We start from the raw sequence: 26,709 nt of genomic DNA on the forward strand, positions 1-26,709 counted from the left end.
GATCACGTCGCTCGTCCTCGGGGCCGCGCCTCCGTCGGTGGACCCAAGGCCGGTGGCGCATGGCGTCGTCCTGCGTACCGCGACAGACTTTCGGTATGAACGAGGAACCGCCCCAGTCGTGTCCCGCCCCCAACGGCGCCACCACCACTGCCCCTGCTGCCGATTCCCCCGCGGCTCCGGCCACTGCACGGGTGGACGCCTACCTGGAGCGCATCGGGGCCACCCGCCCGGTGCGGCCCGACGCGAAGGCTCTGCGAGAGCTGCAGCTCCGGCATCTGATGACCGTGCCCTTCGAGAACCTCTCCATCCACCTGGGCCAGGACATCGTCCTGGACGAGGAGAAGCTCATCGACAAGATCGTGACGGACCGCCGGGGTGGCTTCTGCTACGAACTCAACGGTGCCTTCGCCGCGCTGCTGCGCGGGCTCGGCTTCCGCGTCACCCTGCTCCAGGCCAGGGTCTTCGGCGGCGGCGGCGGGGAGCTGGGCATTCCGTACGACCACATGGCGCTGCGTGTGGACACCGAGGACGGTACGGGCCCGTGGCTCGCCGATGTGGGGTTCGGTGACCACGCCCTCAGGCCCCTCGCCCTGGACGTGCGCACGGACCAGGACGATCCGTGCGGCAGGTTCCGCTTCGGCGGAGCGCCCGAGGGAGACCTCGATCTCTGGCGGGACGATACGCCGCAGTTCCGACTGGATCTGCGGCCGCGCGCGCTCTCGGAGTTCAGGGTCGGTTCCTGGTTCCACCGAACCTCGCCCGATTCGCACTTCACCCGGTCGCTCATCTGCTCGCGGCGCACCGAGGACGGTCGGGTGACACTCCGGGGCCGAACTCTGATCACGACCGTGCGGGGTGAGCGGTACACGTCGGAGATGGCCGCCGACTCCGACGTACTCGGCGCCTATCGCTGCCACTTCGGGCTGGACCTTGACCGTGTGCCCGAGGTCCGGAAGCCCCTGACGTGATGACACGCCCGGTGCACGGCGTACGGACGAAAAGGGACCATCCATGGCACGGATCCACAGGTGCGCACAGCTCGTCACAGTCCGGGACAACAGCCTCTGAGCTGCTGTGTTTGCCTCGAACATCACAATGGTGATCGAATGTCTCTTCGTCGGCGGACCGCTGCTCCGACAACGATGTCCAACTGCCAGGGGTCCGAGGTCACCACCGCCCCGGGAGTACGTGCGCATGTTCGGCCGTTGGCTAGGCAGCAGAGCGAAGTCCGGAACCCAGCAGAGCAGCGGACCAGTCGGGTTTCCGGTCCCGCAAGGCGCCGGAATGCTCAGCTGCCGGGTGCTCGACCCCGTGGCCGAACCCGTGCGGCGGGCGGACTTCGTCGTCACCGACAGCTCGGGCCGGAAGGCCGTCGGCGGCGAGACCGATCCCTTCGGGAACGTGGTCGCCACGGTACCGGCGGGTGAATACCGCCTGGCCGTGACTGCCGAGGGCTTCACTCCTTCCCACGGCTCGGTCCCGGTGACCGAAGGGGGACACACGAGCCTCGGCGACGTGGTCCTGCGGGTGGCACAGCCTCCACAGCTCCCCGACCCGGGTGAATGGGAGATCGAGCCCGCGCACACGCAGATCGGCTTCACCGCACGTCATATCGGCATGGCCCGAATCCACGGCCGGTTCAACACCTTTGCCGGCGCCGTACGGATCGCGGACCGTATGGAGAACTCCGCCATGCACGTCGTCATCGACGCCTCGTCGATCGACACGAACGTTCGGATGCGCGACGATCATCTGCGTTCCGGCGACTTCCTCGACGTGGAGCGCTACCCGACACTCGAGTTCTACAGCGAGCGTTTCGTCCACCGCGGCGGTGCCCGCTGGGGCGTCACCGGTGCGCTCACCCTGCACGGAGTGAGCCGCACCGTGACCCTGGACACCCGGTATCTGGGCCTCGGCAACGGCATCGAGGGGGAGACCCGTGCCGCCTGCCGGGCGACCACCGAACTGCACCGCGAGGATTTCACGCTCACCTGGCAGACGATGCTGGCGCGTGGCATAGCGGTGGTCGGGCCGAGCATCAAGATCGAGATGGACATCCAGATCGTCCCCAAGGGCTGACCGGACCCGACCGGACCCGACCGGACGACCGGACCCGACCGGACCCGACCGGACCCGACCGGACCCGACCGGACCCGACCGGACGACCGGACCCGACTCCACAGTGCCCGACTCGACCCGACCCCAACCGACTCGACCGGCCTGCCAGGACTGTTGGCTGGGCGTACCAAGGTCGAGCCCGTGTCCAAGCGCCATGACCGGCTCGTAAGCCCGAGTTCCGCGTCCAGGTCGATCGGGCGGCAGCACAGTTCCCGCTACGGCGTCTCCAGCCAGCCCTCGTACTCCGCAGCGAACGCGTCGAGCGCCGCGGGGTCCAGCCTGCCGGACGGGTCCTCGACGATCACCAGCCACTGGGCGTCCTCGGCGTCGTCCTCCCCGGCCAGGGCGTCCCGGACGAGTTGCGGCTCCTCGGTCACCCCGAACCGGTCGGGCAGCTCCTCGGTGACGGCCTCGGCGGCATCTCGGTCGGGCAGGACCAGCACATGTCTCACATCGCTCACCCGGTCATTCTCCGATACACCCATTGTTGCCGTGGCACGGGCGCGGGCAGCTGCCGTGGCTGCCCCACATCGTTGTCACAGGGGCGTGGGATGCTGGAGCGCGATGGCCACCAGACGCAACTCCACCGACGACCCGCTCGCCCCCGTCACTCTCGCCGTGGGCCAGGAGGACCTGCTCCTGGACCGCGCCGTGCAACACGTGGTCGCGACGGCGCGCGCTTCCGACGCCGACACGGACGTCCGCGACCTCACGCCCGATCAACTGCAGCCCGGCACGCTCGCCGAGCTGACCAGTCCGTCGCTCTTCGCCGAGCGCAAGGTGGTGGTCGTTCGCAACGCCCAGGACCTGTCCGCCGACACCATCAAGGACGTCAAGGCGTACATGGGTGCTCCGGCCGAGGAGATCACCCTCGTACTCCTGCACGCGGGCGGGGCCAAGGGCAAAGGGCTGCTGGACGCGGCGCGGAAGGCCGGGGCCCGAGAGGTCGCGTGTCCCAAGACGACCAAGCCGGCCGAGCGGCTGTCCTTCGTCCGGTCGGAATTCCGGGCAGTCGGGCGCTCCGCGACCCCCGAGGCGTGCCAGGCACTGGTCGACTCCATCGGCAGTGACCTGAGGGAGCTGGCGAGCGCCGTCTCACAGCTCGCCTCGGACGTCGAAGGCACCATCGACGAAGCAGTCGTCGGGCGCTACTACACGGGTCGCGCGGAGGCCTCGTCCTTCACCGTCGCGGACCGTGCGGTCGAGGGCCGCGCGGCTGAGGCCCTTGAGGCGCTGCGGTGGTCACTGTCGACCGGGGTGGCCCCAGTCCTGATCACCAGCGCCCTCGCGCAGGGCGTCAGGGCGATCGGCAAGCTCTCCTCCGCCCGGGGCGGACGACCGGCGGATCTCGCTCGTGAGCTCGGGATGCCGCCCTGGAAGATCGACCGGGTGCGCCAGCAGATGCGCGGCTGGACACCGGACGGAGTGGCCGCGGCGCTGATCGCGGTCGCGGCGGCCGACGCGGGCGTCAAGGGTGGCGGGGACGACCCCGAGTACGCCCTGGAGAAGGCCGTGGTCGCCGTCGCCCGCGCCGCACGCCCCGGAGGCCGCTGAGTTCTTCCGCCCACGCGCGGCCCATCCCCCCAGCGGCAGCTACCGGCCCCAGAGGCACCTTGCCCGGGACCGAGACGCATGGTGGGGACGACCCCGAGGCGCCCGGGCCGCAACCCTGCGACGCACCGCCGCGCTCCGGGCATGAACCCGGCGACGGGCTGCCGCAGCCCGGGCCGCAGCAACCCTGCGACGCGCCGCCGGACGCTGTCGCCCGGTCGGCCCGCACCCTGCTGAAGCGCGCCCTCGCCGCAGCGCACACCGCAAGGCGCAAGCCTCGCCGCAACACACCCCAAGGCCGCAAGCCCCGCCGCGGCGCACCCCTGCGGCTGCGAGCGGCCGCGAGCCCCCGCAGCCGGCCACACGCGCGAAAGCCCCGCCCGGCGTCCTGGGGAGGACATCGGTCGGGGCCTTCGGACAAAGCTTTGTGCGCCGCACCCGCGTGGCGAACGCAGGTTCGGTGTGCGGCGCGGGGTGCCGGTCAGGAGCGGGAGAGAGGGCCCGCTGGGTCCGTTCCGGCGATCACATCAGTAGCTCAGCCCTGGAGGGAGGCAACCTTGACAGCCAGCGCCGACTTCTTGTTGGCGGCGGCGTTCTTGTGGATGACACCCTTCGAGACAGCCTTGTCGAGCTGGCGCGACGCGTCACGGACGGCCACAGTGGCCTTCTCGACGTCACCGGCAGCGGCAGCCTCGCGGGCCTTGCGGATCGAGGTCTTGAGCGAGGACTTGACGGCCTTGTTGCGCAGGCGCGCCTTCTCGTTCGTCTTGTTCCGCTTGATCTGGGACTTGATGTTCGCCACGAAAGAGCCTTTTCAGGTTCGTTGGATCTCCTATGTGCGCCACGCCGCTTCTGAGGGCCACGAGGCACAGCTGCCCACGTTAGCAGTCGCCACGGGACCGGCCCAAACCGGTCCCGGTGCCGCAGGCGTGGGACGATGGAGGCTACGTATCGATCCGTCCGACCCGACATCGACCCGAGACACGGCGTTCGGCGTCTCAAGAAACAGGACCCTGCGTGCCCGCGACTCCCACCAACGTGCCCGCGCCGAGCCGTACCGACCCGGCGCTGATCCGCAACTTCTGCATCATCGCGCACATCGACCACGGCAAGTCGACGCTTGCCGACCGGATGCTCCAGCTGACGGGCGTGGTCGACGTGCGGCAGATGCGCGCTCAGTACCTCGACCGGATGGACATCGAGCGCGAGCGCGGCATCACCATCAAGTCCCAGGCCGTCCGGCTGCCGTGGGCGCCCACCGAGGGCGGGGACAAGGGTGCGACCCACATCCTCAACATGATCGACACCCCGGGCCACGTGGACTTCACCTACGAGGTCTCCCGGTCCCTTGCCGCCTGCGAGGGCACGGTCCTCCTGGTCGACGCCGCTCAGGGCATCGAGGCGCAGACGCTGGCCAACCTCTATCTGGCGATGGAGAACGACCTCACCATCGTCCCGGTGCTCAACAAGATCGACCTGCCCGCCGCGCAGCCTGAGAAGTTCTCCGAGGAGCTGGCCAACCTCATCGGCTGCCAGCCGGAGGACGTGCTCAAGGTCTCGGCGAAGACGGGTGTCGGTGTGGACGCCCTGCTCGACAGGGTCGTCCGGGACGTCCCGGCTCCGGTCGGCCAGGCGGACGCCGCCGCCCGCGCGATGATCTTCGACTCGGTCTACGACCCCTACCGCGGTGTCGTCACCTACGTCAGGGTCGTCGACGGGCAGCTCAACAAGCGCGAGCGCATCCGGATGATGTCGACGGGCGCCACCCACGAGCTGCTGGAGATCGGTGTCTCCTCCCCGGAGATGACCCCGGCCGACGGCATCGGCGTGGGCGAGGTCGGCTACATCATCACCGGTGTGAAGGACGTCCGGCAGTCCAAGGTCGGTGACACCATCACCTCCCTGAACAAGGGGGCGACCGAGGCGCTGGGCGGCTACAAGGACCCCAAGCCGATGGTGTTCTCGGGGCTCTACCCGCTGGACGGCTCGGACTACCCGGACCTCCGCGAGGCACTGGACAAGCTCCAGCTCAACGACGCCGCCCTGGTGTACGAGCCGGAGACCTCCGCCGCGCTCGGTTTCGGCTTCCGCGTCGGCTTCCTCGGCCTGCTGCACCTCGACGTGGTCCGTGAGCGCCTCGAGCGCGAATTCGGCCTCGAGCTCATCGCCACCGCCCCCAACGTGGTCTACCGCGTGGAGATGGAGGACGGCTCGGAGCACATCGTCACCAACCCGAGCGAGTTCCCCGAAGGCAAGATCGACAAGGTGCACGAGCCGGTCGTGAGGGCCACCGTCCTCGCGCCCAGCGAGTTCATCGGCGCCATCATGGAGCTCTGCCAGAACCGGCGCGGCACCCTGCTCGGCATGGACTACCTCTCCGAGGACCGGGTCGAGATCCGCTACACCCTGCCGCTCGCCGAGATCGTCTTCGACTTCTTCGACCAGCTGAAGTCCAAGACCCGCGGCTACGCCTCCCTGGACTACGAGCCCACCGGTGAGCAGTCCGCCCAGCTGGTCAAGGTCGACATCCTGCTGCACGGCGACAAGGTCGACGCCTTCTCCGCGGTCACGCACAAGGACAAGGCGTACGCGTACGGTGTCCGGCTCGTCGCCAAGCTGCAGAAGCTGATCCCCCGGCAGAACTTCGAGGTGCCGATCCAGGCGGCCATCGGCTCCCGGGTCATCGCCCGTGAGACCGTCCGCGCCATCCGCAAGGACGTCCTCGCCAAGTGCTACGGCGGTGACATCTCCCGTAAGCGGAAGCTGCTGGAGAAGCAGAAGGAAGGCAAGAAGCGGATGAAGATGGTCGGCAACGTGGAGGTGCCGCAGGACGCGTTCATCTCCGTGCTGTCGACCGACGAGTCGGCGGGCGAGGGCAAGGCCAAGAAGTAATCCCCGTCACTCCCCACCCCTGTGCGCCCAGGAGCGCCGTCCCGGTCGTGACCGGGGTGCGGCGACCTGGAGGTACCCGGGGGTGGCCCAACTGGCCCTTGTGCCGCGGACGTCCGCGGCACAAGGGCCGGGTTCGTTATGAAGCGGCGGCCTGTTGCCCCTTACGCCACGGTCCCGCGCGCTCTACTCTGATCACCACCCGCTTGTTACTCGCCAGTTAAACAAGCGGGCCCAGCGGGAACGAGAAGCAGGAACACAAGCAGCCCCAAGAAGCCGGTCGTAGCAATGCCGCAGGCCCGGAGGACGTCGTGAGCGACACACAGACCTTGATCGATAGCCGGCCGCCCTCCGTGGCGACCCTCTTCATCGACCGCGTGGCGGCCACCCCGCACGGGGAGGCCTACCGCTATCCGGTACCGGCAGCCTCGGGTCAGGGCCCCGACGACTGGAAGTCGCTGACCTGGGCGCAGGCCGCCGAGAGGGTCCACGCCATCGCGGCCGGGCTGATCGGTCTCGGTGTGCTGCCCGAGGAGCGGGTCGCGCTGGCCTCCTCCACCCGCGTCGAGTGGATCCTCGCGGACCTCGGTGTGATGTGCGCGGGCGCGGCGACGACGACGATCTATCCGTCCACGAACACTGAGGAGTCCGCCTTCATCCTGGCCGACTCCGACAGCCGCGTCCTCATCGCCGAGGACGCGGCACAGCTGGCGAAGGCCCGGGAGAGCAGGGCCGGGCTGCCCGTCCTGGCCCACGTCGTCGTCATCGACCCGGCGGGCGTGGAGCCCGTCGAGGGTGATCCGGAGGGCTGGGTCCTCACACTGGCCGAGCTCGAGGCCAGGGGTGCCGAATACCTGGTGAAGAACCCGGACGCGATCACCGACCGCGTCGCCGCCATCACCCCCGACCAGCTGGCCACCCTCATCTACACCTCGGGTACCACCGGCCGCCCCAAGGGCGTACGGCTACCGCACGACAACTGGTCGTACATGGCCAAGGCGACCGTGGCGACCGGTCTGATCACCGCGGGCGACGTCCAGTACCTCTGGCTCCCGCTCGCGCACGTCTTCGGCAAGGTCCTCACCTCCGGCCAGATCGAGGTCGGTCACGTCACCGCGGTCGACGGCCGTGTCGACAAGATCATCGAGAACCTGCCGGTCGTCCAGCCGACCTACATGGCGGCCGTCCCCCGCATCTTCGAGAAGGTCTACAACGGGGTCGCCGCCAAGGCGCGGGCCGGCGGCGGCGCCAAGTACAAGATCTTCCAGTGGGCGGCGGGGGTGGCCCGCGAGTACGCGACGGTCTCGCAGGACAACTTCCGGCGCACCGGAAAGGCCTCGGTGCCCTTCGGTCTCGCAGCCAAGCACAAGGTCGCCGACACCCTCGTCTTCGCGAAGATCCGCGAGGCCTTCGGCGGCCGGCTCCGCGCCTGCGTCTCCGGCTCCGCCGCGCTCGCCCCCGACATCGGCCTCTTCTTCTCCGGCGCCGGGATCCACATCCTGGAGGGCTACGGCCTCACCGAGTCCAGCGCCGCCTCCTTCGTCAACCCGGGCGAGGCGTACCGCACCGGGACCGTCGGCAAGCCGCTCCCCGGCACCGAGGTCCGGATCGCGGACGACGGCGAGATCCTGCTGCGCGGCCCCGGTCTGATGGAGGGCTACCACCGGCTGCCCGAGAAGACCGCCGAGGTGCTGGAGTCCGACGGCTGGTTCCACACCGGTGACATCGGGGAGCTCTCCCAGGACGGCTACCTGAAGATCACCGACCGCAAGAAGGACCTGATCAAGACGTCCGGCGGCAAGTACATCGCCCCGGCTGAGGTCGAGGGGCAGTTCAAGGCGGTGTGCCCGTTCGTCTCCAACATCCTGGTGCACGGCGCCGACCGTAACTTCTGCACCGCCCTCATCGCGCTCGACGAGCCGACCATCCTCAGCTGGGCGGAGGAGAACGGCCTGGGCGGCAGGTCGTACGCCGACGTGGTGGCGGCCCCGCAGACCGTGGAGCTCGTCCAGGGCTACGTGACGCGGCTCAACGAGGGCATGCAGCGCTGGCAGACCATCAAGAAGTTCCGGCTGCTGCCGCGCGACCTGGACATCGAACACGGCGAGCTGACCCCCAGCCTCAAGCTGAAGCGGCCGGTCGTCGAGCGTGAGTACCAGGGCCTCATCGACGACATGTACGCGGGTTCGCGCGAGGCGTGAGCGGCGGGAAGTGGTTCCGGGCCGGGGCCGGTGGACGCGGAGGCGTCCACCGGCCCCGGCCCGTTGCTGTTCGTCTCACGCCACTTCCGTCACTCGGTGCTTATGGGAACGGCCGGTCTGTCACTCTGTCGTAGAACACCAGCGGCGTTTCGCGAGACCCTCAGGAGCCGCACCGTGGGGCCCATTCCCTTGCAGCGGGACATCGTGCACCGTCCCGCAACCGTCGTCGCAGGTCAGGCCGACGATCCGCGTCGGGTCGCGCGCACGAGCCTGCCCGGTATCCCGCAGGCCTCGTCCGCGGCCCGCAGATTCGTCCGCGCGGCACTCACCGACTGGACCGGGCTCGGCCTGCCCACGGCCGGCGAATTCGGCGAGCGGCTCACCGACGACGCGCTGACCGTGGCCAGCGAACTGGTCACCAACGCGGTCGTGCACGCCGGTACGACGGTCGAGCTCCTCCTCCGGCTGGAGGACTCGGCCGGGCCCGAGCCCGCCGCGCTCGTACTGGAGATCACCGACCACCACCCCGCACGCTCGGTGCGCGACGGCCGCGCGGAGCGGCCCGATCCGGCCGAGTACGGCCGGGGGCTCCAACTCGTCGCCACCCTCGCCGAGTCCTGGGGCATCACCTACCGGACCGGCCTCAAGACCGTCTGGGCCCGGCTTCCCGGCGACGACCGCTACGGACTGGCCGACGCCTCGCCCGCCGGGGAAGGCACCGGACGGCACGGTGCGCGCACCGCCGGGGTCCTCGCCCCCACGGCCGGAAGGGCCGAGCGCGACGACGCGGGCTGGGCCGGGCGCGGCGGGCTCTCCTTCCTGGCCGAGGCGTCCGGCCTGCTCGCCGGCCAGCTGGACGAGGACCTGGTGGCCTCGATAGCGGGCCCGCTCCTGGTGCCCCGGCTCGCTGACTGGTGCGCCATCTGGCTGGAGGGCGACAACGGAGGCCCGGCGGCCTTACCCCGCCTCGCCGGGGTCTGGCACAGCGACGAGGCGCGTGCGGCCATGCTGCGCCCCGCGCTCGAGAGGGACCCGCTGCGACTGCCCGGCAGCGTCGGCACCGGTCCCGTGCCCATGCCCTGGCCCGGCAGCGCCACCGCGGAGCACGAGGGCGTCACGGGTGCCGCGCTGGCCCACCGCATCATCTCGGGCGGGCGCACGTTCGGCGCGGTCCTCGTGGGACGCGAGGGCGTCGACCACATCCCCGACGAGGTCGCCGCGCTCCTCGCGGACTTCGTGCGCCGCGTCGGCCTCGCCGTGGGCGCCGCCCGCGCCTACACCCGCCAGGCCACCATCAGCCGCATCCTCCAGCGCGGTCTGCTGCCCAGCAAGGTCGCCGAGATACCCGGCGTCACCAGCGCCCTGGTGTACGAGCCGGGGGACGACGGTGTCGTCGGCGGGGACTTCTACGACCTCTTCCCGTGCCCCGGCGGCCGCTGGTCGTTCGTGCTCGGTGACGTCCAGGGCAGCGGCCCCGAAGCAGCCGTCGTCACGGGTCTCGCCCGGCCCTGGCTGCGTCTGCTGTCCCGGGAGGGGTTCCGTGTCGGCGAGGTCCTCGACCGGCTCAACCGCCTCCTCCTGGACGACGCCATGGAGGCGGCCGAGGCCGCCGCCCTCATGGTCGCGGCGGCGGGCGGCCAGCAGATCAAGGACGGCGAGCAGATGCAGGACGGCTCCCAGTCCCGCTTCCTCTCCCTGCTGTACGGCGACCTGGTGCCCCTCCCGGACGGCGGTGTGCGCTGCACCGTGGCCAGCGCCGGTCACCCGCTCCCGCTGCTGCTGCGCCCGGACGGATCCGTGCGTCCGGCCGCCGAGCCCCAGATCCTGCTCGGGATCGTCGACGACGTGGCGTACGAGAGCCAGAGCTTCGACCTGGCGCCCGGTGACAGCCTGCTCTGCGTCACGGACGGGGTCACGGAGCGGCGCTCCGGTCGGCTGATGTTCGACGACGGGGACGGTCTGGCACACGTGCTGGCGGAGTGCGCGGGGCTGTCCGCCGCCGGGATAGCCGAACGGATCAAACGGGCCGTCCACACCTTCGCTGAGCGCCCGCCCGACGACGACCTGGCCCTCATGGTCATCCAGGTGGACTGAGACCGGCCGGGGGCCGGATGTGCGGGACAGCTCCGACGGCGAGCGACAATGGACGGTATGCCTTCCGTACTGCCCGATGGTGAGCCCGTGCCCGACGACGGGGCACTGCCCCGCCACGCCCTGGAAGGCGCCGCCGGCCGTCCGCTCGGCTTCTATCTGCACGTGCCCTACTGCGCGACCCGCTGCGGCTACTGCGACTTCAACACCTACACCGCGACCGAGCTGCGCGGCTCCGGGGGCGCCCTGGCCTCCCGTGACAACTACGCGGCCCATCTCGTCGAGGAGGTCCGCCAGGCCCGCAAGGTGCTCGGCGACGACCCCCGTCCCGTCCGCACGGTCTTCGTCGGCGGCGGTACCCCGACGCTGCTGCCCGCCGCGGACCTCGTCAGGATGCTGGCCGCGATCCGTGAGGAGTTCGGCCTCGCCGACGACGCCGAGATCACCACGGAGGCCAACCCGGAGTCCGTGGGCCCGGCCTATCTGGAGGAGCTGCGCGAAGGCGGCTTCAACCGTGTCTCCTTCGGCATGCAGAGCGCACGGCAGCACGTCCTGAAGATCCTCGACCGCACCCACACACCCGGCAGGCCCGAGGCATGTGTCGCGGAGGCCCGTGCGGCCGGCTTCGAGCACGTCAACCTCGACCTGATCTACGGCACCCCCGGCGAGTCCGACGACGACTGGCGCGCCTCCCTCGACGCGGCGATCGGCGCCGGGCCCGACCACGTGTCGGCGTACGCGCTGATCGTCGAGGAGGGCACCCAGCTGGCCCGCCGCATCCGCCGGGGCGAGGTGCCGATGACGGACGACGACGTCCACGCCGACCGCTACCTGATCGCCGACGAGGCGATGGCGGCGGCGGGTTTCTCCTGGTACGAGGTGTCGAACTGGTCCCGCACGCCGGAGGGCCGCTGCCTGCACAACGAGCTGTACTGGCGCGGCGCCGACTGGTGGGGCGCCGGGCCCGGTGCGCACAGCCACGTCGGCGGGGTGCGCTGGTGGAACGTCAAGCACCCCGGCGCGTACGCACAGGCCCTGGCCGAGGGCCGCTCGCCGGGCGCCGGCCGTGAGGTGCTGGGCGACGAGGATCGGCGGGTCGAACGCATCCTGCTCGAACTGCGCCTCGTCGAGGGCTGCCCGCTGTCGCTGCTCGCCCCCGCGGGCCTGGCGGCGGCCGGCCGCGCGGTCGCCGACGGGCTGCTGGAGCCGGGACCGTACGACGAGGGGCGCGCGGTCCTCACACTGCGGGGCCGCCTGCTCGCCGACGCGGTGGTGCGGGACCTGGTGGACTGAGCGAACGACCGGTCCGCACGGTTCCGCCGGGGCGTGTCAGGCGGGCAGGGTGACGAAGTCGATCAGTTCCTCCACGCGACCCAGCAGGTGCGGTTCCAGGTCCTTGTACGAGCCGACCCTGGACAGGATGTGCTGCCAGGCCGCGCCGGTGTTCTCCGGCCAGCCCAGGGCGCGGCACACGCCCGTCTTCCAGTCCTGGCCGCGCGGTACCACCGGCCACCCTGGGATGCCCACGGACGACGGCTTCACGGCCTCCCAGACATCGATGTACGGGTGACCCACCACGAGTACGTTCCCGTCGGTGACCTGAGCGGCGATCCGGGACTCCTTGGAGCCCGGCACCAGATGGTCGACCAGGACACCGAGCCTCGCGTCCGGTCCGGGCGCGAAACCGCGCACGATCGCCGGCAGGTCGTCGATCCCCTCCAGGTACTCCACGACCACCCCCTCGATGCGCAGGTCGTCGCCCCAGACCCGCTCGACGAGCTCCGCGTCGTGCCGCCCCTCCACGTAGATCCGGCCCGCCCGCGCCACACGCGCCCGCGCCCCGGGGACCGCCACCGAACCCGATGCCGTACGCGCGGGGCGTACGGTGCCGCCCGCCGCCGGACGTACGAGGGTGACCACTTTGCCCTCCAGCAGGAAGCCGCGCGGCGTCATCGGGAACACCCGGTGCTTGCCGAAACGGTCCTCCAGCGTGACCGTCGGCCCCTCGGCCGTCTTCTCGCACCGGATCACCGCCCCGCAGAAGCCGGTGACGGTCTCCTCGACGACCAGATCGGGTTCGGCCGGCACCTCGGGGGCGGGGGAGGACTTCTTCCACGGCGGAGTCAGGTCCGGCTGGTAGCTGCGCATGGCACGACGATAATCGCGCCCCCCGTCACGACACGCCGAACCGGGCGGCCAGCCCGTCCCGCTGCGCCCTCACGAACGCCGCGTCCACCACCGCCCCGTGCCCCGGTACGTACAGCGCTTCCTCGCCGCCCAGTTCCAGCAGCCGGTCGAGTGCGGCCGGCCAGTGCGAGGGCACCGAGTCCCGGCCCGCCTGCGGTTCCCCGGACTCCTCGACCAGATCCCCGCAGAGCACCACGACCGGCGTGCCGGGCACCAGCACCGCGAGGTCGTGTCCCGTGTGGCCCGGCCCGACGTTCGCCAGCAGCACCTGGAGGCCGCCTCCGAGATCCAGCGTCCATTCGCCGCTGACCTGGTGCCGCGGAGCCACCAGGGCGTCCGCGGCCGCCGTCGCGTCCGCCTCGCCCATCCCGTGCCGCAGCGCGTCCGCGCGCAGCTCCTCGGCGCCGTGCCGCCCCAGCAGCTCCGCCGTGCCGACCGCTCCGTAGACCTCCGCACCGGAGAAGGCGGCGGTGCCCAGCACATGGTCGAAGTGCGGATGGCTCAGTGCGATATGCGTCACTCTCCGGCCCAGCAGCGCCTCCGCCTGGGTCCGCAGTTCGACGCCCTCCCGGAGCGTCGAACCCGTGTCGAGGAGCAGCACGCCGTCGGCCCCGGCCACCAGCGCGGTGGTCGCGTCCCAGCCGGGCAGGCGTCGCCGCCCCGAACCGTTGCCCAACCGCTCCCAGCCGAACTCTTCCCAACAGACGTCCATACGGCGACGCTATCGGCAACCACCTGCGCGGTCCCGCGACGGCGTGGCCGGTCGGCCTTGCCCCCGCCCCACCCTCCCCCCGTACACTGACCGGGGGGATTGCTGGCACTCGACCCCACAGAGTGCCAGGCAGAAACCGGAGAACCACAGCTGGAGGTGTGCGCGGTGCTCAGCGAACGCAGACTCGAAGTGCTGCGCGCCATCGTCCAGGACTATGTCGGCACCGAGGAACCCGTCGGTTCCAAGGCGCTCACGGAACGGCACAGCCTCGGGGTCTCCCCGGCCACCGTCCGGAACGACATGGCGGTGCTGGAGGACGAGGGCTTCATCGCCCAGCCCCACACGAGCGCGGGGCGCATTCCGACGGACAAGGGCTACCGCCTCTTCGTCGACCGACTCGCGGGTGTCAAGCCCCTGTCGTCGCCGGAGCGCCGGGCCATCCAGAACTTCCTCGACGGCGCGGTCGACCTCGACGACGTCGTGGGCCGCACGGTCCGGCTGCTCGCGCAGCTGACCAGGCAGGTCGCCGTCGTCCAGTACCCCTCGCTGACCCGGTCGACGGTGCGGCACGTGGAGCTGCTGTCGCTCGCGCCGGCCCGGCTGATGCTCGTGCTGATCACGGACACGGGCCGGGTCGAACAGCGTATGATCGACTGTCCGGCACCGTTCGGTGACACGTCTCTCGCCGATCTGCGGGCCCGGCTCAACAGCCGGGTCGTGGGACGGCGGTTCGCGGATGTCCCGCAGTTGGTGCAGGATCTTCCGGAGTCCTTCGAGAACGAGGACCGGGGAACCGTCTCGACGGTGCTCTCCGTCCTCCTCGAGACCCTGGTCGAAGAAACGGAGGAGCGGCTGATCATCGGCGGCACCTCCAACCTCACCCGCTTCGGGCACGACTTCCCTGTGATGATCCGGCCGGTGCTGGAGGCATTGGAGGAGCAGGTCGTACTCCTGAAGCTGCTCGGTGAGGCAACGGATTCGGGCATGACCGTACGGATCGGGCACGAGAACGCCCACGAGGGCCTCAACGCCACGTCCGTCGTCGCGGTCGGCTACGGTTCGGGCGACGAGGCAGTCGCCAAACTCGGCGTGGTCGGACCGACCCGCATGGACTACCCCGGAACGATGGGAGCGGTACGCGCAGTGGCACGTTACGTCGGACAGATCCTGGCGGATTCGTAAGTGGCCACGGACTACTACGCCGTACTAGGCGTGCGCCGCGACGCATCTCAGGACGAGATCAAGAAGGCATTCCGTAGGCTCGCCCGCGAGCTGCACCCGGATGTCAACCCGGATCCGAAGACCCAGGAGCGGTTCAAGGAGATCAACGCCGCTTACGAGGTGCTCTCGGACCCGCAGAAGAAGCAGGTCTACGACCTCGGCGGCGACCCGCTGTCCGCCTCGGGCGGTGGCGGTGGCGCGGGCGGCTTCGGAGCCGGCGGCTTCGGCAACTTCAGCGACATCATGGACGCGTTCTTCGGCACGGCGTCGCAGCGCGGACCCCGTTCGCGCACCCGGCGCGGCCAGGACGCGATGATCCGGTTGGAGATCGACCTCGCCGAGTCCGCCTTCGGCACGACCAAGGACATCCAGGTCGACACCGCGGTCGTCTGTACGACCTGCAGTGGCGAGGGGGCCGCACCCGGCACCTCCGCGCAGACCTGTGACATGTGCCGCGGCCGGGGTGAGGTCTCGCAGGTCACCAGGTCCTTCCTCGGCCAGGTCATGACCTCGCGCCCCTGCCCGCAGTGCCAGGGCTTCGGCACGGTCGTGCCGACCCCGTGCCCCGAGTGCGCCGGTGACGGCCGCATCCGCTCGCGGCGCACGCTCACCGTGAAGATCCCGGCAGGTGTCGACAACGGCACCCGGATCCAGCTCGCCGGCGAGGGAGAGGTCGGCCCCGGCGGCGGCCCGGCCGGCGACCTGTACGTCGAGATCCACGAACTGCCGCACGCGGTCTTCCAGCGGCGCGGCGACGACCTGCACTGCACGGTCACCCTCCCGATGACGGCGGCGGCACTCGGCACCCAGGTGCCGCTGGAGACGCTCGACGGACTGGAGGAGATCGACATCAGGCCGGGCACCCAGTCCGGCCAGTCGGTCCCGCTGCACGGGCGCGGCATCACGCATCTGCGTGGTGGCGGGCGCGGCGACCTGATCGTCCACGTCGAGGTCATGACCCCGACGAAGATGGACCCCGAGCAGGAGCGTCTGCTGCGGGAACTGTCCAAGCTGCGGGGTGAGGAGCGGCCCACGGGGCAGTTCCAGCCAGGGCAGCAGGGGTTGTTCTCCCGTCTGAAGGACGCCTTCAACGGCCGCTGAACCTTGTCACCGCACCGCCCGCCGGTCTCGTACCGGCGGGCGGTGCGCTGTGTCGCGGACGGCCGCTCACGGTTCCGGACAAGCCGCTCAGGGTTCCGGGCAACCGCTCACGTCGTGGAACGGCTGATTTCGGCACGGTTCACCGGACATGGCACGATGCGGTCGTGTCCTCGGCCCTCACCGGCCTCCGCCGGTACCCGGCCGTGCGGGCGTGGACGACGGGCGGTGCGCCACGCCCGGAGCCGGCCATCGGCCCGGACGCCGCCGAGACGGAAGCCGCGCGTGCGGCAGTGAACGTGAGGAGTGCCCAGTGACGGCACCGGTCTTCGTCGTCGAACACCTGCCCAGCGGGCCGGAGTTCGTCCTGGACGGCCCCGAGGGGCGGCACGCCGTCTCCGTGAAGCGGCTGAACCCCGGCGAGGACGTCGTCCTCACCGACGGGAGGGGGCGCTGGGCCGAAGGCGTCGTACGCGCGGCCGAGGGCAAGGACCGGCTCGTCGTCACCGACCTGGAGAGCGTCCACGAGGAACCGGAGGCCGCGCCCCGGATCACCGTCGTCCAGGCGATCCCCAAGGGCGACCGCGGTGAGCTCGCGGTCGAGACGATGACGGAGACGGGCGTCGACGGGATCGTGCCCTGGCAGGCCGCACGCTGCATCACCCAGTGGCGGGGCGACCGGGGACTCAAGTCACTGGCCAAGTGGCGCAGCACCGCGCGCGAGGCGGGGAAGCAGTCGCGCCGTGTCCGCTTCCCCGAGGTGGCCGACCTCATGACGACCGGGCAGGTCGCGGCGCTGCTGGCCGGTGCCGACTTCGCGGCCGTACTGCACGAGGACCGGGACAGCGGCAGCGAGCCGCTCGCGACCGCCGAACTCCCCGAAGAGGGCACCATCGTCCTGGTCGTGGGACCGGAGGGAGGGGTCTCCCCCCAGGAGCTCGCCGCGTTCGCGGACGCGGGCGCGCCCCCTTACCGGCTCGGCCCCAGCGTGCTGCGCACCTCGACCGCGGGGACGGCCGCCGCCGCACTGCTGATGGGGCGTACGGGGCGCTGGAGCTGAGGACCCGTCCGTTCGGGGCACCGGCGTGCCCGCCGGGCCGGATAGCATGGCCGGTGTACTGATCACCGGGACCGACGACCGAGGAGGCCGGGCCATGGCGGGAGAGCCGCAGACCGACTGCCTGTTCTGCAAGATCGTTACAGGGGACATCCCGGCGACCATCGTCCGCGAGAGCGGGACGACCGTCGCCTTCCGTGACATAAACCCCCAGGCGCCCACCCACGTCCTGGTCATCCCCAAGGCGCACTATCCCGACGCCGCCTCGCTCGCCGCAGCCGAGCCGCAGATCGCCGCCGACGTGCTGCGCGAGGCCGGTCTGGTCGCCGAGGACGAGAAGCTCTCCGGGACGGGTTACCGCATCGTCCTCAACACCGGCGCCGGTGCGGGGCAGACGGTCTTCCACGCGCACGCCCACGTCCTGGGCGGACGCGGCATGCAGTGGCCTCCCGGCTAGAACGGTTCCGCACACCGTGTCCGTACGAGAACTCGTGGTCCTCGGCACCGCCAGCCAGGTCCCGACCCGGCACCGCAACCACAACGGCTACCTGCTGCGCTGGGACGGTGAGGGCATCCTCTTCGACCCGGGCGAGGGGACGCAGCGCCAGATGCTGCGGGCAGGCGTCGCGGCGCACGACATCAACCGGATCTGTGTCACCCACTTCCACGGCGACCACTCGCTGGGCCTGGCCGGGGTGATCCAGCGGATCAACCTCGACCGGGTCCCGCATCCCGTCACCGCCCACTTCCCGGCGAGCGGACAGCACTTCTTCGACCGGCTGCGGTACGCGACCGCCTACCGTCAGTCGGTCGAGCTGGCCGAGGTCCCTGTCGCGGCCGACGGGGTCCTCGCCACCACGGCGGCGTACACCCTCGACAGCCACCGGCTCTCCCACCCGGTCGAGTCCTACGGCTACCGCCTCACCGAGCCCGACCGGCTGCGCATACTGCCCGGGAAGCTCGCCGAGCACGGCATCGCGGGGCCGGACGTGGGACGCATCCAGCGCGACGGAGTCCTGCGCGGCGTTCCGCTGGAGGAGGTCTCTGAACCCCGGCGCGGACAGCGTTTCGCGTTCGTCATGGACACCCGGCTCTGCGACGGCGCGTTCGCGCTCGCGGAGGAATGCGACATGCTGGTCATCGAGTCGACGTTCCTCGACGAGGACGGCCGGCTCGCCGCCGACCACGGCCATCTCACGGCCGGGCAGGCGGCCCGCGTGGCGAAGGAGTCGGGCGTACGGCACCTGGTGCTGACGCACTTCTCCCAGCGCTACAACGACCCCGAAGTCTTCGAGCGACAGGCCAGGGCAGCCGGCTTCGAGGGCGGCCTGACCATCGCCCAGGACCTGATCAGGGTCCCCGTACCCACCCGCCACCAGTGACGAGAACACCGTGCACCTCCCCAAAGCAGAGCTCCACCTCCACATCGAAGGGACCCTCGAACCCGAGCTGGCCTTCGCTCTCGCCGCACGCAACGGCGTGACCCTGCCCTACGCGGACACCGAGGAACTGCGCACCGCGTACCTCTTCCACGACCTGCAGAGCTTCCTCGACCTCTACTACGCTCTCATGGCGGTGCTGCGCACCGAGGAGGACTTCGCCGAGCTGGCCGACGCCTACCTCGCCCGCGCCGCCGCCCAAGGCGTCAGGCACGCCGAGATCTTCTTCGACCCGCAGGCCCACACCGACCGCGGGGTGCCGATCGGCACCGTCATCGAGGGGCTCGGCAGGGCGCTGGACGCCAGCGAGGAGAAGCACGGCGTATCCACCCAGCTGATCATGTGCTTCCTGCGCGACAAGTCCGCAGAGTCGGCGCTGGAGACCCTGGACGCCGCCAAGCCGTACCTCCACCGCATCAGCGCGGTCGGCCTCGACTCGGCCGAGGCCGGCCACCCGCCGTCGAAGTTCCGCGAGGTGTACGAGGCGGCCGGCGCACTCGGGTTGCGCAAGGTCGCGCACGCGGGCGAGGAGGGCCCGCCCGCCTACATCCGTGAGGCGCTCGACGTCCTGGGCGTCGAGCGCATCGACCACGGGCTGCGCGCCATGGAGGACCCGGACCTGGTGGAGCGGCTGGCCGCCGAGCGGGTACCGCTCACGCTCTGCCCGCTGTCCAACGTGCGGCTGCGCGCCGTCGACGTACTGGCGGAGCACCCGCTGCCCGCCATGATGGCCGCCGGACTGCTCTGCACGGTGAACTCCGACGACCCCGCCTACTTCGGCGGCTACGCCGAGGACAACTTCCGGGCCGTCCGCGAGGCGCTCGGCCTGGACCGCGAACAGCTGCGCACACTGGCCCGCAACTCCTTCGAGGCGGCCTTCCTCGACCACGACGAGGAGCGCAGGGCGCGCTACCTGTCCGAGGTCGAGGCGTACGCGTTCGACTGACCGGCCGAGTCGGCGGGGCCGGCGGTCCGGATCGCGCTCCTGACCAGCCGCCTCCGCCGCAGCGCGGGCACACTGATCTCCGTGACCGCCTGCTCCGGCGCACCCAGCTTGGGTACCGCGCCGGGCAGGCCGCCGGTCGTGGCGGCGAGCAGCGCGGCGGGCGCGCCGCCCCTGCGCCGCACCGAGCCGGAGACCAGCGGACGTCCGCCGGCGTGCAGCGCGACGGCGGTGACCGGGGCGGCGACCAGGAGCGTGACGGTCCCCAGGACCAGGCCCATCACCGCGTAACCCGCCTGCTCGGAGAGCACACTCCCCAGCACGGGGCCGCAGGCCACACCTATCGACGACGCCGAGCCCGCGAGGACGGCCCAGCGGCCGCGTACGTCCAGTGAGGCAGCCAGGCCGATCAGGTAGGACAGGACCACCGGGTAGAAGGCGTTCCACGCGATCTCCCCGGCCGCGAACGACCCGAGGCCGTCGGCCGAGGAGCTGAGCACGATGCTCCCCGCGATGATCATCGTCCCGACCCCGATCGGCACCGCCCGGCCGAGTCGGGCGCCCAGCATGCCCGCACCCATGACACCGAGCAGCCCGGCCCCCAGCGCGGCGGCGAACACCGCGCCGACGGTCACCTCTGACAGCCCGGCCTGCACGACTCCGATGCTGCTGCTGACGCCCCACAGGGCGTTCTGCGCCATGGACCAGACGAACATTCCGCCGGCCAGCACCAGACCGGACCGCCGGTGCGGCAGCCTGCCCCGGACAGAGGGCGTCGCTCCCACGGGTGTGGGGCCGCCGAGCCGGGACGTGACGGGCCAGACGAGCAGGGCTGCCAGCGCGATCGCCGCGAACGGCAGCCGGTGGCCGCCGCCCAGGTGCGGGATCGTCAGATACATGACTCCCGCCGCCGCCGAGACGCTGAGCAGCCCGAGCGAGGAGGTCCGGTGCGGATCGCTGCGCGCGGCGATGCCGGATGCCGCGACAGCGGTGGCCGTGCCGGAGCCGAAGCCGCCGACCACCACGCCGAGCACGATCAGCGGCACGGAGGCGGTGCTCGCCGCGCAGCCGTAACCGAGCGCTGCGAGCAGCAGACCGGCGCGCGCCGGTCCGCGGGCACCGTATCCGTCCACGCGGCCCGCCAGTGTGAAGCCGGCCGAGGCCGAGCTGAGCAGGAGGGCGCTGCCGACCAGACCGGCCTGGGCCGGGCTCAGCCCCAGAGAGGTGGTGAGGCGGCCGACGACGGTGGGAAGCAGATAGGAGGCGAGGTATCCGGAGGTGAACACGGCTACCAGGGGCCACGCGGCGCGAGGGCGCGAGGACATGGGCGTTCCCGGAGAACATGCCGCAGGGGCGGCGGAAGGCAGGGGAGGGTGGAGCGGGGGTAGGGCAGGGCGGAGCCGGGGAGGGTGGGGCGAGAAGAAGCGGGAGGAGCGGCACTCGTCGTCAGCTGTCCTGATCGGTGCTCGCGGGGCAATTTGTATCAAGCACGCACTGACAACCGAAAGATGGCTCGATGTGATCTGAGTCACCTTTATGTTTATGCGCGAAAGGGCTGGGTAGCTGCGCAGGTTTATGCAGGTGGGAGAGGATGCGCGCGATACGGTGCGTACTCGCCGGACGGGGCGGCGGATCCGGCACACTGGCCGAAACTGTCCAGATCCGCCACGGCCGGGGAGCGCACGGTGAGCACAGGAAAACCAGGCATCGACCCGCTGCTCGGGCTGCGCGCCCCGCAGGACCCGGCCTGCGACGTGTTCCTGACCGGCACGGTGTTCCTGGACATCATCTTCACCGGCCTGGACAGCGCCCCCGTCCGCGGGACCGAGTCCTGGGCCCGCGGGATGGGCTCCAGTCCCGGCGGCGTCGCCAACATGGCCACCGCACTCGCCCGGCTGGGCCTGCGCACCTCCCTGGCCGCCGCTTTCGGCGACGACCACTACGGCGAGTACTGCTGGGACGCCCTCGAACAGGGCGAGGGCATCGACCTGTCCATGTCCCGCACGGTGCCCGGCTGGCACTCGCCCGTCACCGTCTCCATGGCGTACGAAGGTGAACGCACGATGGTCTCGCACGGCCATGAGGCGCCCGCCCCCGCGCCGTCCCCCGTGCCCGGCCGCACGCTCCCCTCCTGCCCGCCGCGCGCCCGCGCCGCCGTCGCCTCACTGACCCCGGGCCGCAGCGAGCCCTGGGTGGCCGGTGCCGCCCGGAACGGCGCCATGGTCTTCGCCGACGTCGGCTGGGACGAGACCGGCCGCTGGGATCTGGGAGCGCTGCCCGACCTCGGCCACTGCCTGGCCTTCCTCCCCAACGCCGAGGAGGCGATGCGCTACACCCGCACCGACTGCCCGCGCGCCGCCGCCCACGCCCTGGCCGAGCACGTCCCCCTGGCCGTCGTGACCCTGGGCGCGGAGGGCGCGTACGCCGTGGACCGGTCGGCCGGCACGGCCGCCGATGTGCCCGCCATCGACGTGGCGGCCCTCGACCCCACCGGCGCGGGTGACGTCTTCGTCGCCGGTTTCGTCACCGGGACGCTGGCCGGCTGGCCGCTCGCCGACCGCCTCGCCTTCGCCGGGCTTACCGCGGCCCTCTCGGTGCAGGAGTTCGGCGGCTCGCTCTCGGCCCCCGGATGGGCGGAGATCGCCGCCTGGTGGCAGCAGGTGCGCACCTGCGCCGACCAGGATCCCGCCGCACTGGAGCGCTACGCCTTCCTGGAGGAGCTGCTGCCCGCCGCGAGCCGGGCGTGGCCGCTGCGCCGCGCCGTCCCGACCATCGGCTTCCGGCAGTGAACGGCTGATGATCACGCGGTAAATCCCTCTGCGATGTCGGTGCGGAGTCGTACGCTGGTACTCCAGAGGCCGTCGAGCAGCGAAGGCCCTGCAACGGGAGGTATGCGCAGGCCCGAGGGCCGGCCCATGACTCAGACACCTACACAGCCGCAGGCGAAGGCCCGGATCGGCATTCCGGCCGGACACCCCATGGTGATGCTCCTGGGGTCGGGCGACTCACTGCTGCGCGTGATCGAAACGGCGTTCCCGGCCGTCGACATCCATGTCCGGGGCAATGAGATAAGCGCGACTGGAAGCGCGGCGGACGTCGCGCTGATCCAGCGCCTTTTCGACGAGATGGTGCTGGTGCTGCGCACCGGGCAGCCGATGACGGAGGACGCTGTGGAACGCTCGATCGCCATGCTCAGGGCGAGCGGAAACGGCGACGGGGAGGGTGCCGAGACTCCCGCCGAGGTGCTCACCCAGAACATCCTCTCCAGCCGCGGCCGCACGATCCGCCCCAAGACGCTCAACCAGAAGCGGTACGTCGACGCGATCGACAAGCACACCATCGTCTTCGGTATCGGCCCCGCGGGCACCGGCAAGACCTATCTCGCCATGGCCAAGGCGGTCCAGGCCCTGCAGTCCAAGCAGGTCAGCCGGATCATCCTGACCAGGCCCGCCGTCGAGGCGGGGGAGCGGCTCGGCTTCCTGCCCGGCACGCTCTTCGACAAGATCGACCCGTATCTGCGTCCGCTCTACGACGCCCTGCACGACATGCTCGACCCCGACTCGATCCCCCGGCTGATGGCCGCGGGCACGATCGAGGTCGCGCCGCTGGCGTACATGCGGGGCCGCGCCCAACCGCTCTTCACCAACGTCCTCACCCCGGACGGGTGGCGCCCGATCGGTGATCTGAGCGTGGGTGACCTCGTCATCGGGTCGAACGGCGAGCCGACTCCGGTCCTCGGCGTCTATCCGCAGGGCGAGAAGGACATCTACCGTGTCAGTGCCCAGGACGGCTCATGGACGCTGTGCTGCGGTGAGCACCTGTGGACGGTCCGCACGGCCTCGGACAAGCGGCGGGACAAGCCATGGCGGGTCCTGGAGACCAAGGACATGATCGGCAATCTTCGGGCGGCACACGCCCGGCGGTATGAGCTGCCGATGCTCACTGCACCGGTCAGCTTTCCCGAGCGTGAAGTCCCGATGGACCCGTACGCGCTGGGTCTGCTGCTGGGAGACGGGTGCCTGACGGGTTCCACGACCCCCTCGTTCGCCACTGAGGATCCCGAACTGGCGGAGGCGCTGGAGGGAGCGCTGACAGGCGTCTCCGTGCGGCACAGGGGTGGACCCGACTACATGCTGAACCGGGTGAAGTCGCCAGGAGACGTGATCACCCTGGAGAACCCGGTCACTCGTTCCTTGCGTGCACTCGACCTGTTGGGTACCCGCTCGCACTCCAAGTTCGTCCCGGACGTCTACCTGTCCAACTCCGCCGATGTCCGTCTTGCCGTACTTCAGGGACTGCTGGACGCGGACGGCGGACCGGTTACCCAGGCGGACCGAACGTGCCGTATCCAGTACGGGACGGCATCGATCATGTTGCGTGACGATGTGATCTCGCTCGTGCAGTCGCTCGGCGGGGTGGCGTACACGCGTCGCAGGGCCGCCCAAGGGCGTGCACCAGGGTTGGCGAGGGGCCGCGAGGTCCATCACCGCTACGACGCGCACGTCGTTGACATCCGGCTCCCCGAAGGCATCGAGCCCTTCCGGCTCGCCCGCAAGGCCGAGAAGTACCACGCGGCAGGGGGTGGCGGCCGCCCGATGCGCTTCATCGACAGCATCGAACCGGCCGGCCGTGAGGAAGCCGTGTGTATTCAGGTGGCGGCTGAGGACTCGCTGTACGTCACACAGGACTACCTGCTGACACACAACACGCTCAACGACGCCTTCATCATCCTGGACGAGGCGCAGAACACCAGCGCCGAGCAGATGAAGATGTTCCTCACCCGTCTCGGCTTCGACTCCAAGATCGTCGTCACCGGCGACGTCACCCAGGTGGACCTGCCGAGCGGCACCAAGAGCGGACTCCGCCAGGTCCAGGAGATCCTGGAGGGTGTCCAGGACGTCCACTTCTCCAGGCTCACCTCCCAGGATGTCGTCCGGCACAAGCTCGTCGGCCGTATCGTCGACGCGTACGAGAAGTACGACAACGCAGAGGGCCGCACCGGCCCCGACGGGAAGTAGTCGCAGCGCACCATGTCGATCGACGTCAACAACGAGTCCGGAACCGAGGTCGACGAGCAGGCGATCCTCGACATCGCCCGCTATGCCCTCGCCCGGATGCGGATCCACCCGCTGTCCGAACTCTCGGTGATCGTGGTGGACACCGCAGCCATGGAGCAGCTCCACATCCAGTGGATGGACCTCCCCGGTCCCACGGACGTCATGTCCTTCCCGATGGACGAACTCCGTCCGCCGGTCAAGGACGACGAGGAGCCCCCGCAGGGGCTCCTCGGTGACATCGTGCTGTGCCCCGAGGTCGCCAAGAAGCAGGGCGACGACGCCGAGACACAGCACTCGATGGACGAGGAGCTGCAGCTCCTCACCGTCCACGGGGTGCTGCACCTCCTCGGGTACGACCACGAGGAGCCCGACGAGAAGGCCGAGATGTTCGGCCTCCAGGCGGCGATCGTCGACGGCTGGCGCGGCGAGCGCGGCCTGACCGGTCCGTCCCCCGCCCCCACCGTCTCGTGAGCGTCCCCCTCATCTCCGGCGCGGTCCTGCTGATCGTCGTCGGCTGGCTCGCAGCCTGCGCCGAGGCCGGCATCGCGCGTACGTCGAGCTTCCGTGCGGCCGAGGCCGTGCGGGCCGGGCGCCGCGGCAGCGCCAAACTCGAACAGGTCGCCGCCGACCCCACCCGCTACCTCAACGTGGCGCTGCTCGTGCGCGTCGCCTGCGAGATGTCGGCCGGCGTGCTCGTCACCTACGCCTGCCTCCAGGAGTACACCGAGACTTGGCAGGCGCTCGCCCTCGCCATGGGGGTGATGGTCCTCGTCAGCTACGTCGCGATCGGCGTCTCGCCGCGCACCATCGGCCGCCAGCACCCGCTGAACACGGCCACGGCCGCGGCGTACGTCCTGCTGCCGCTGGCCAGGATCATGGGACCGGTCCCGCAGCTGCTGATCCTCCTCGGCAACGCGCTGACTCCGGGCAAGGGTTTCCGCAAGGGGCCCTTCGCCAGCGAGGCCGAACTGCGCGCGATGGTCGACCTCGCCGAGCAGGAGTCGCTCATCGAGGACGACGAACGCCGCATGGTGCACTCCGTCTTCGAGCTCGGGGACACCCTCGTGCGCGAGGTGATGGTGCCGCGTACGGACCTGGTCTGCATCGAGCGCTACAAGACGGTCCGTCAGGCACTCACCCTGGCGCTCCGCTCCGGCTTCTCGCGCATCCCGGTCACCGGGGAGAACGAGGACGACATCGTCGGCGTCGTCTACCTCAAGGACCTGGTCCGCAAGACGCACGTCAACCGGGACGCGGAGTCCGACCTGGTCTCCACCGCGATGCGCCCGGCCGCGTTCGTCCCCGACACGAAGAACGCCGGTGACCTGCTGCGCGAGATGCAGCAGGACCGCAGCCACGTCGCGGTCGTCATCGACGAGTACGGCGGCACGGCCGGCATCGTCACCATCGAGGACATCCTCGAGGAGATCGTCGGAGAGATCACCGACGAGTACGACCGCGAACTCCCGCCGGTCCAGGAGTTGGAGAACGGCTGCTTCCGGGTGACCGCCCGGCTCGACATCGGCGACCTCGGTGAGCTGTTCGGCCTCGACGCGTACGACGACGAGGACGTGGAGACGGTCGGCGGCCTGCTGGCGAAGGCGCTCGGGCGGGTCCCGATCTCCGGAGCCTCCTCGATCGTGGACCTGCCCGACGGGCGCAAGCTCCGACTGACCGCGGAGTCCCCGGCGGGCCGCAGGAACAAGATCGTCACGGTGCTGGTGGAACCGGAGGGAGCTGAGGTGGCATGACGCCCCAGGAACTGCGCGCGTTCTGCCTGGAGTTCAACGCGAGTACGGAGGAGTTCCCCTTCGGTCCCGAGGCCTCCGTCTTCAAGGTCCTGGGAAAGGTGTTCGCCATCGGAGTGCTCGACGAGATGCCTCTGAAGGTCAGCCTCAAGTGCGATCCCGACGAGGCCGTCCGGCTCCGGAAGGACCACGCCGCCATCGTCCCCGGCTGGCACCTCAACAAGCGGCACTGGAACACGGTGACGGTCTCCGAGCTCCCGGACCACATGGTCCGGGAGCTCGTGGAGGACAGCTACGACCTGGTCGTGGCCGGTCTCCCGAAGGCCGAGCGGCTGCGTCTGGACCGGCCTTGAAGGCTGTCCCGTCGCCCCTGGCGGGTGCACGGCGACCCCGTCGT

23 protein-coding genes are annotated in these 26,709 nt (G+C 70.7%); 18 read left to right on the forward strand and 5 right to left on the reverse strand.

Annotation, left to right across the window (positions count from 1 at the left end; all coding sequences use genetic code 11):
• Window positions 1-95 precede the first annotated feature (95 nt).
• Both AB0I83_RS05920 and AB0I83_RS05925 read left to right on the forward strand, forming a co-directional pair.
• Complete coding sequence (locus tag AB0I83_RS05920) at window positions 96-968, forward strand: arylamine N-acetyltransferase (RefSeq protein ID WP_363303758.1); 873 nt, start codon at window positions 96-98, stop codon at window positions 966-968.
• A gap of 226 nt (window positions 969-1,194) precedes the next feature.
• Window positions 1,195-2,079 carry a YceI family protein gene (locus AB0I83_RS05925; protein ID WP_363303759.1) on the forward strand — a complete coding sequence of 295 codons (885 nt, stop codon included), beginning with the start codon at window positions 1,195-1,197 and terminating at the stop codon, window positions 2,077-2,079.
• Window positions 2,080-2,333: 254 nt separating this feature from the next.
• Here AB0I83_RS05925 and AB0I83_RS05930 read toward each other — a convergent pair whose 3' ends face one another.
• A complete protein-coding gene (locus tag AB0I83_RS05930) occupies window positions 2,334-2,579 on the reverse strand; it encodes a hypothetical protein (protein ID WP_356533355.1) in 246 nt (81 codons plus the stop codon).
• A gap of 103 nt (window positions 2,580-2,682) precedes the next feature.
• Here AB0I83_RS05930 and holA point away from each other — a divergent pair, with 103 nt between their 5' ends.
• Window positions 2,683-3,672, forward strand: coding sequence for a DNA polymerase III subunit delta (gene holA, locus AB0I83_RS05935; RefSeq protein ID WP_356533356.1), 990 nt, complete (start codon window positions 2,683-2,685; stop codon window positions 3,670-3,672).
• Between the two features lie 532 nt (window positions 3,673-4,204).
• Here the strand turns inward: holA and rpsT are convergent.
• The gene (rpsT, locus tag AB0I83_RS05940) at window positions 4,205-4,471 is read right to left on the reverse strand and encodes a 30S ribosomal protein S20 (protein ID WP_356533358.1); all 267 of its coding nucleotides are present in this window, start codon (window positions 4,469-4,471) and stop codon (window positions 4,205-4,207) included.
• Between the two features lie 215 nt (window positions 4,472-4,686).
• On the opposite strand from rpsT, the gene lepA reads away from it, so the two are divergent.
• The 4 genes from lepA (at window position 4,687) to hemW (ending at window position 12,143) form a co-directional block, all read left to right on the forward strand.
• Window positions 4,687-6,561: a translation elongation factor 4 gene (gene lepA / locus AB0I83_RS05945; protein ID WP_356533360.1), complete on the forward strand. Its 1,875-nt coding sequence runs from the start codon at window positions 4,687-4,689 to the stop codon at window positions 6,559-6,561.
• A 308-nt stretch (window positions 6,562-6,869) separates the two neighbouring features.
• Window positions 6,870-8,759: a long-chain fatty acid--CoA ligase gene (locus AB0I83_RS05950; RefSeq protein WP_356533362.1), complete on the forward strand. Its 1,890-nt coding sequence runs from the start codon at window positions 6,870-6,872 to the stop codon at window positions 8,757-8,759.
• A gap of 174 nt (window positions 8,760-8,933) precedes the next feature.
• Entirely contained in the window at window positions 8,934-10,853 is a 1,920-nt protein-coding gene (locus AB0I83_RS05955; RefSeq protein WP_363303760.1) for an ATP-binding SpoIIE family protein phosphatase, read from the forward strand.
• 57 nt (window positions 10,854-10,910) lie between these two features.
• The gene (gene hemW, locus AB0I83_RS05960; RefSeq protein ID WP_356533366.1) at window positions 10,911-12,143 is read left to right on the forward strand and encodes a radical SAM family heme chaperone HemW; all 1,233 of its coding nucleotides are present in this window, start codon (window positions 10,911-10,913) and stop codon (window positions 12,141-12,143) included.
• A 36-nt stretch (window positions 12,144-12,179) separates the two neighbouring features.
• On the opposite strand, the gene AB0I83_RS05965 is transcribed toward hemW, so the two are convergent.
• On the reverse strand, window positions 12,180-12,998 hold the full coding sequence (locus AB0I83_RS05965) for a DUF3097 domain-containing protein (RefSeq protein WP_363303761.1): 819 nt from the start codon (window positions 12,996-12,998) through the stop codon (window positions 12,180-12,182).
• A gap of 25 nt (window positions 12,999-13,023) precedes the next feature.
• Entirely contained in the window at window positions 13,024-13,749 is a 726-nt protein-coding gene (locus AB0I83_RS05970; protein WP_363303763.1) for an MBL fold metallo-hydrolase, read from the reverse strand.
• Between the two features lie 165 nt (window positions 13,750-13,914).
• On the opposite strand from AB0I83_RS05970, the gene hrcA reads away from it, so the two are divergent.
• From hrcA to AB0I83_RS06000, 6 genes are all read left to right on the forward strand, one after another.
• Complete coding sequence (gene hrcA / locus AB0I83_RS05975; protein WP_356533370.1) at window positions 13,915-14,931, forward strand: heat-inducible transcriptional repressor HrcA; 1,017 nt, start codon at window positions 13,915-13,917, stop codon at window positions 14,929-14,931.
• Window positions 14,932-16,071, forward strand: coding sequence for a molecular chaperone DnaJ (gene dnaJ, locus AB0I83_RS05980; RefSeq protein ID WP_356533372.1), 1,140 nt, complete (start codon window positions 14,932-14,934; stop codon window positions 16,069-16,071).
• Window positions 16,072-16,381: 310 nt separating this feature from the next.
• Window positions 16,382-17,128, forward strand: coding sequence for a 16S rRNA (uracil(1498)-N(3))-methyltransferase (locus tag AB0I83_RS05985; protein WP_363303764.1), 747 nt, complete (start codon window positions 16,382-16,384; stop codon window positions 17,126-17,128).
• Window positions 17,129-17,222: 94 nt separating this feature from the next.
• On the forward strand, window positions 17,223-17,582 hold the full coding sequence (locus AB0I83_RS05990; RefSeq protein WP_356533574.1) for a histidine triad nucleotide-binding protein: 360 nt from the start codon (window positions 17,223-17,225) through the stop codon (window positions 17,580-17,582).
• 16 nt (window positions 17,583-17,598) lie between these two features.
• The gene (locus tag AB0I83_RS05995; protein WP_363303765.1) at window positions 17,599-18,507 is read left to right on the forward strand and encodes a ribonuclease Z; all 909 of its coding nucleotides are present in this window, start codon (window positions 17,599-17,601) and stop codon (window positions 18,505-18,507) included.
• A 10-nt stretch (window positions 18,508-18,517) separates the two neighbouring features.
• Entirely contained in the window at window positions 18,518-19,510 is a 993-nt protein-coding gene (locus AB0I83_RS06000) for an adenosine deaminase (RefSeq protein ID WP_363303766.1), read from the forward strand.
• Here the strand turns inward: AB0I83_RS06000 and AB0I83_RS06005 are convergent.
• Window positions 19,474-20,832, reverse strand: a complete 1,359-nt coding sequence (locus AB0I83_RS06005) for an MFS transporter (RefSeq protein ID WP_363303767.1) — start codon at window positions 20,830-20,832, stop codon at window positions 19,474-19,476. The two genes, AB0I83_RS06000 and AB0I83_RS06005, sit on opposite strands and share 37 nt — an antisense overlap.
• A 360-nt stretch (window positions 20,833-21,192) precedes the next feature.
• Between AB0I83_RS06005 and AB0I83_RS06010 the strand changes: the two genes are divergently transcribed.
• The 5 genes from AB0I83_RS06010 (at window position 21,193) to AB0I83_RS06030 (ending at window position 26,665) form a co-directional block, all read left to right on the forward strand.
• Window positions 21,193-22,296: a PfkB family carbohydrate kinase gene (locus AB0I83_RS06010; RefSeq protein ID WP_356533381.1), complete on the forward strand. Its 1,104-nt coding sequence runs from the start codon at window positions 21,193-21,195 to the stop codon at window positions 22,294-22,296.
• A gap of 126 nt (window positions 22,297-22,422) precedes the next feature.
• Entirely contained in the window at window positions 22,423-24,525 is a 2,103-nt protein-coding gene (locus AB0I83_RS06015) for a PhoH family protein (protein ID WP_356533383.1), read from the forward strand.
• Between the two features lie 12 nt (window positions 24,526-24,537).
• The gene (ybeY, locus tag AB0I83_RS06020) at window positions 24,538-25,035 is read left to right on the forward strand and encodes an rRNA maturation RNase YbeY (RefSeq protein ID WP_356533385.1); all 498 of its coding nucleotides are present in this window, start codon (window positions 24,538-24,540) and stop codon (window positions 25,033-25,035) included.
• Window positions 25,032-26,315 (forward strand): hemolysin family protein, encoded by a 1,284-nt coding sequence (locus tag AB0I83_RS06025; protein WP_356533387.1) that lies wholly within the window; start codon window positions 25,032-25,034, stop codon window positions 26,313-26,315. The genes ybeY and AB0I83_RS06025 overlap by 4 nt, the downstream gene beginning before the upstream one ends.
• Window positions 26,312-26,665: an MmcQ/YjbR family DNA-binding protein gene (locus AB0I83_RS06030; RefSeq protein ID WP_363303768.1), complete on the forward strand. Its 354-nt coding sequence runs from the start codon at window positions 26,312-26,314 to the stop codon at window positions 26,663-26,665. The genes AB0I83_RS06025 and AB0I83_RS06030 overlap by 4 nt, the downstream gene beginning before the upstream one ends.
• Window positions 26,666-26,709: the final 44 nt, after the last annotated feature.

The organism is Streptomyces sp. NPDC049970 (assembly GCF_040660235.1).
Taxonomy (GTDB): domain Bacteria; phylum Actinomycetota; class Actinomycetes; order Streptomycetales; family Streptomycetaceae; genus Streptomyces.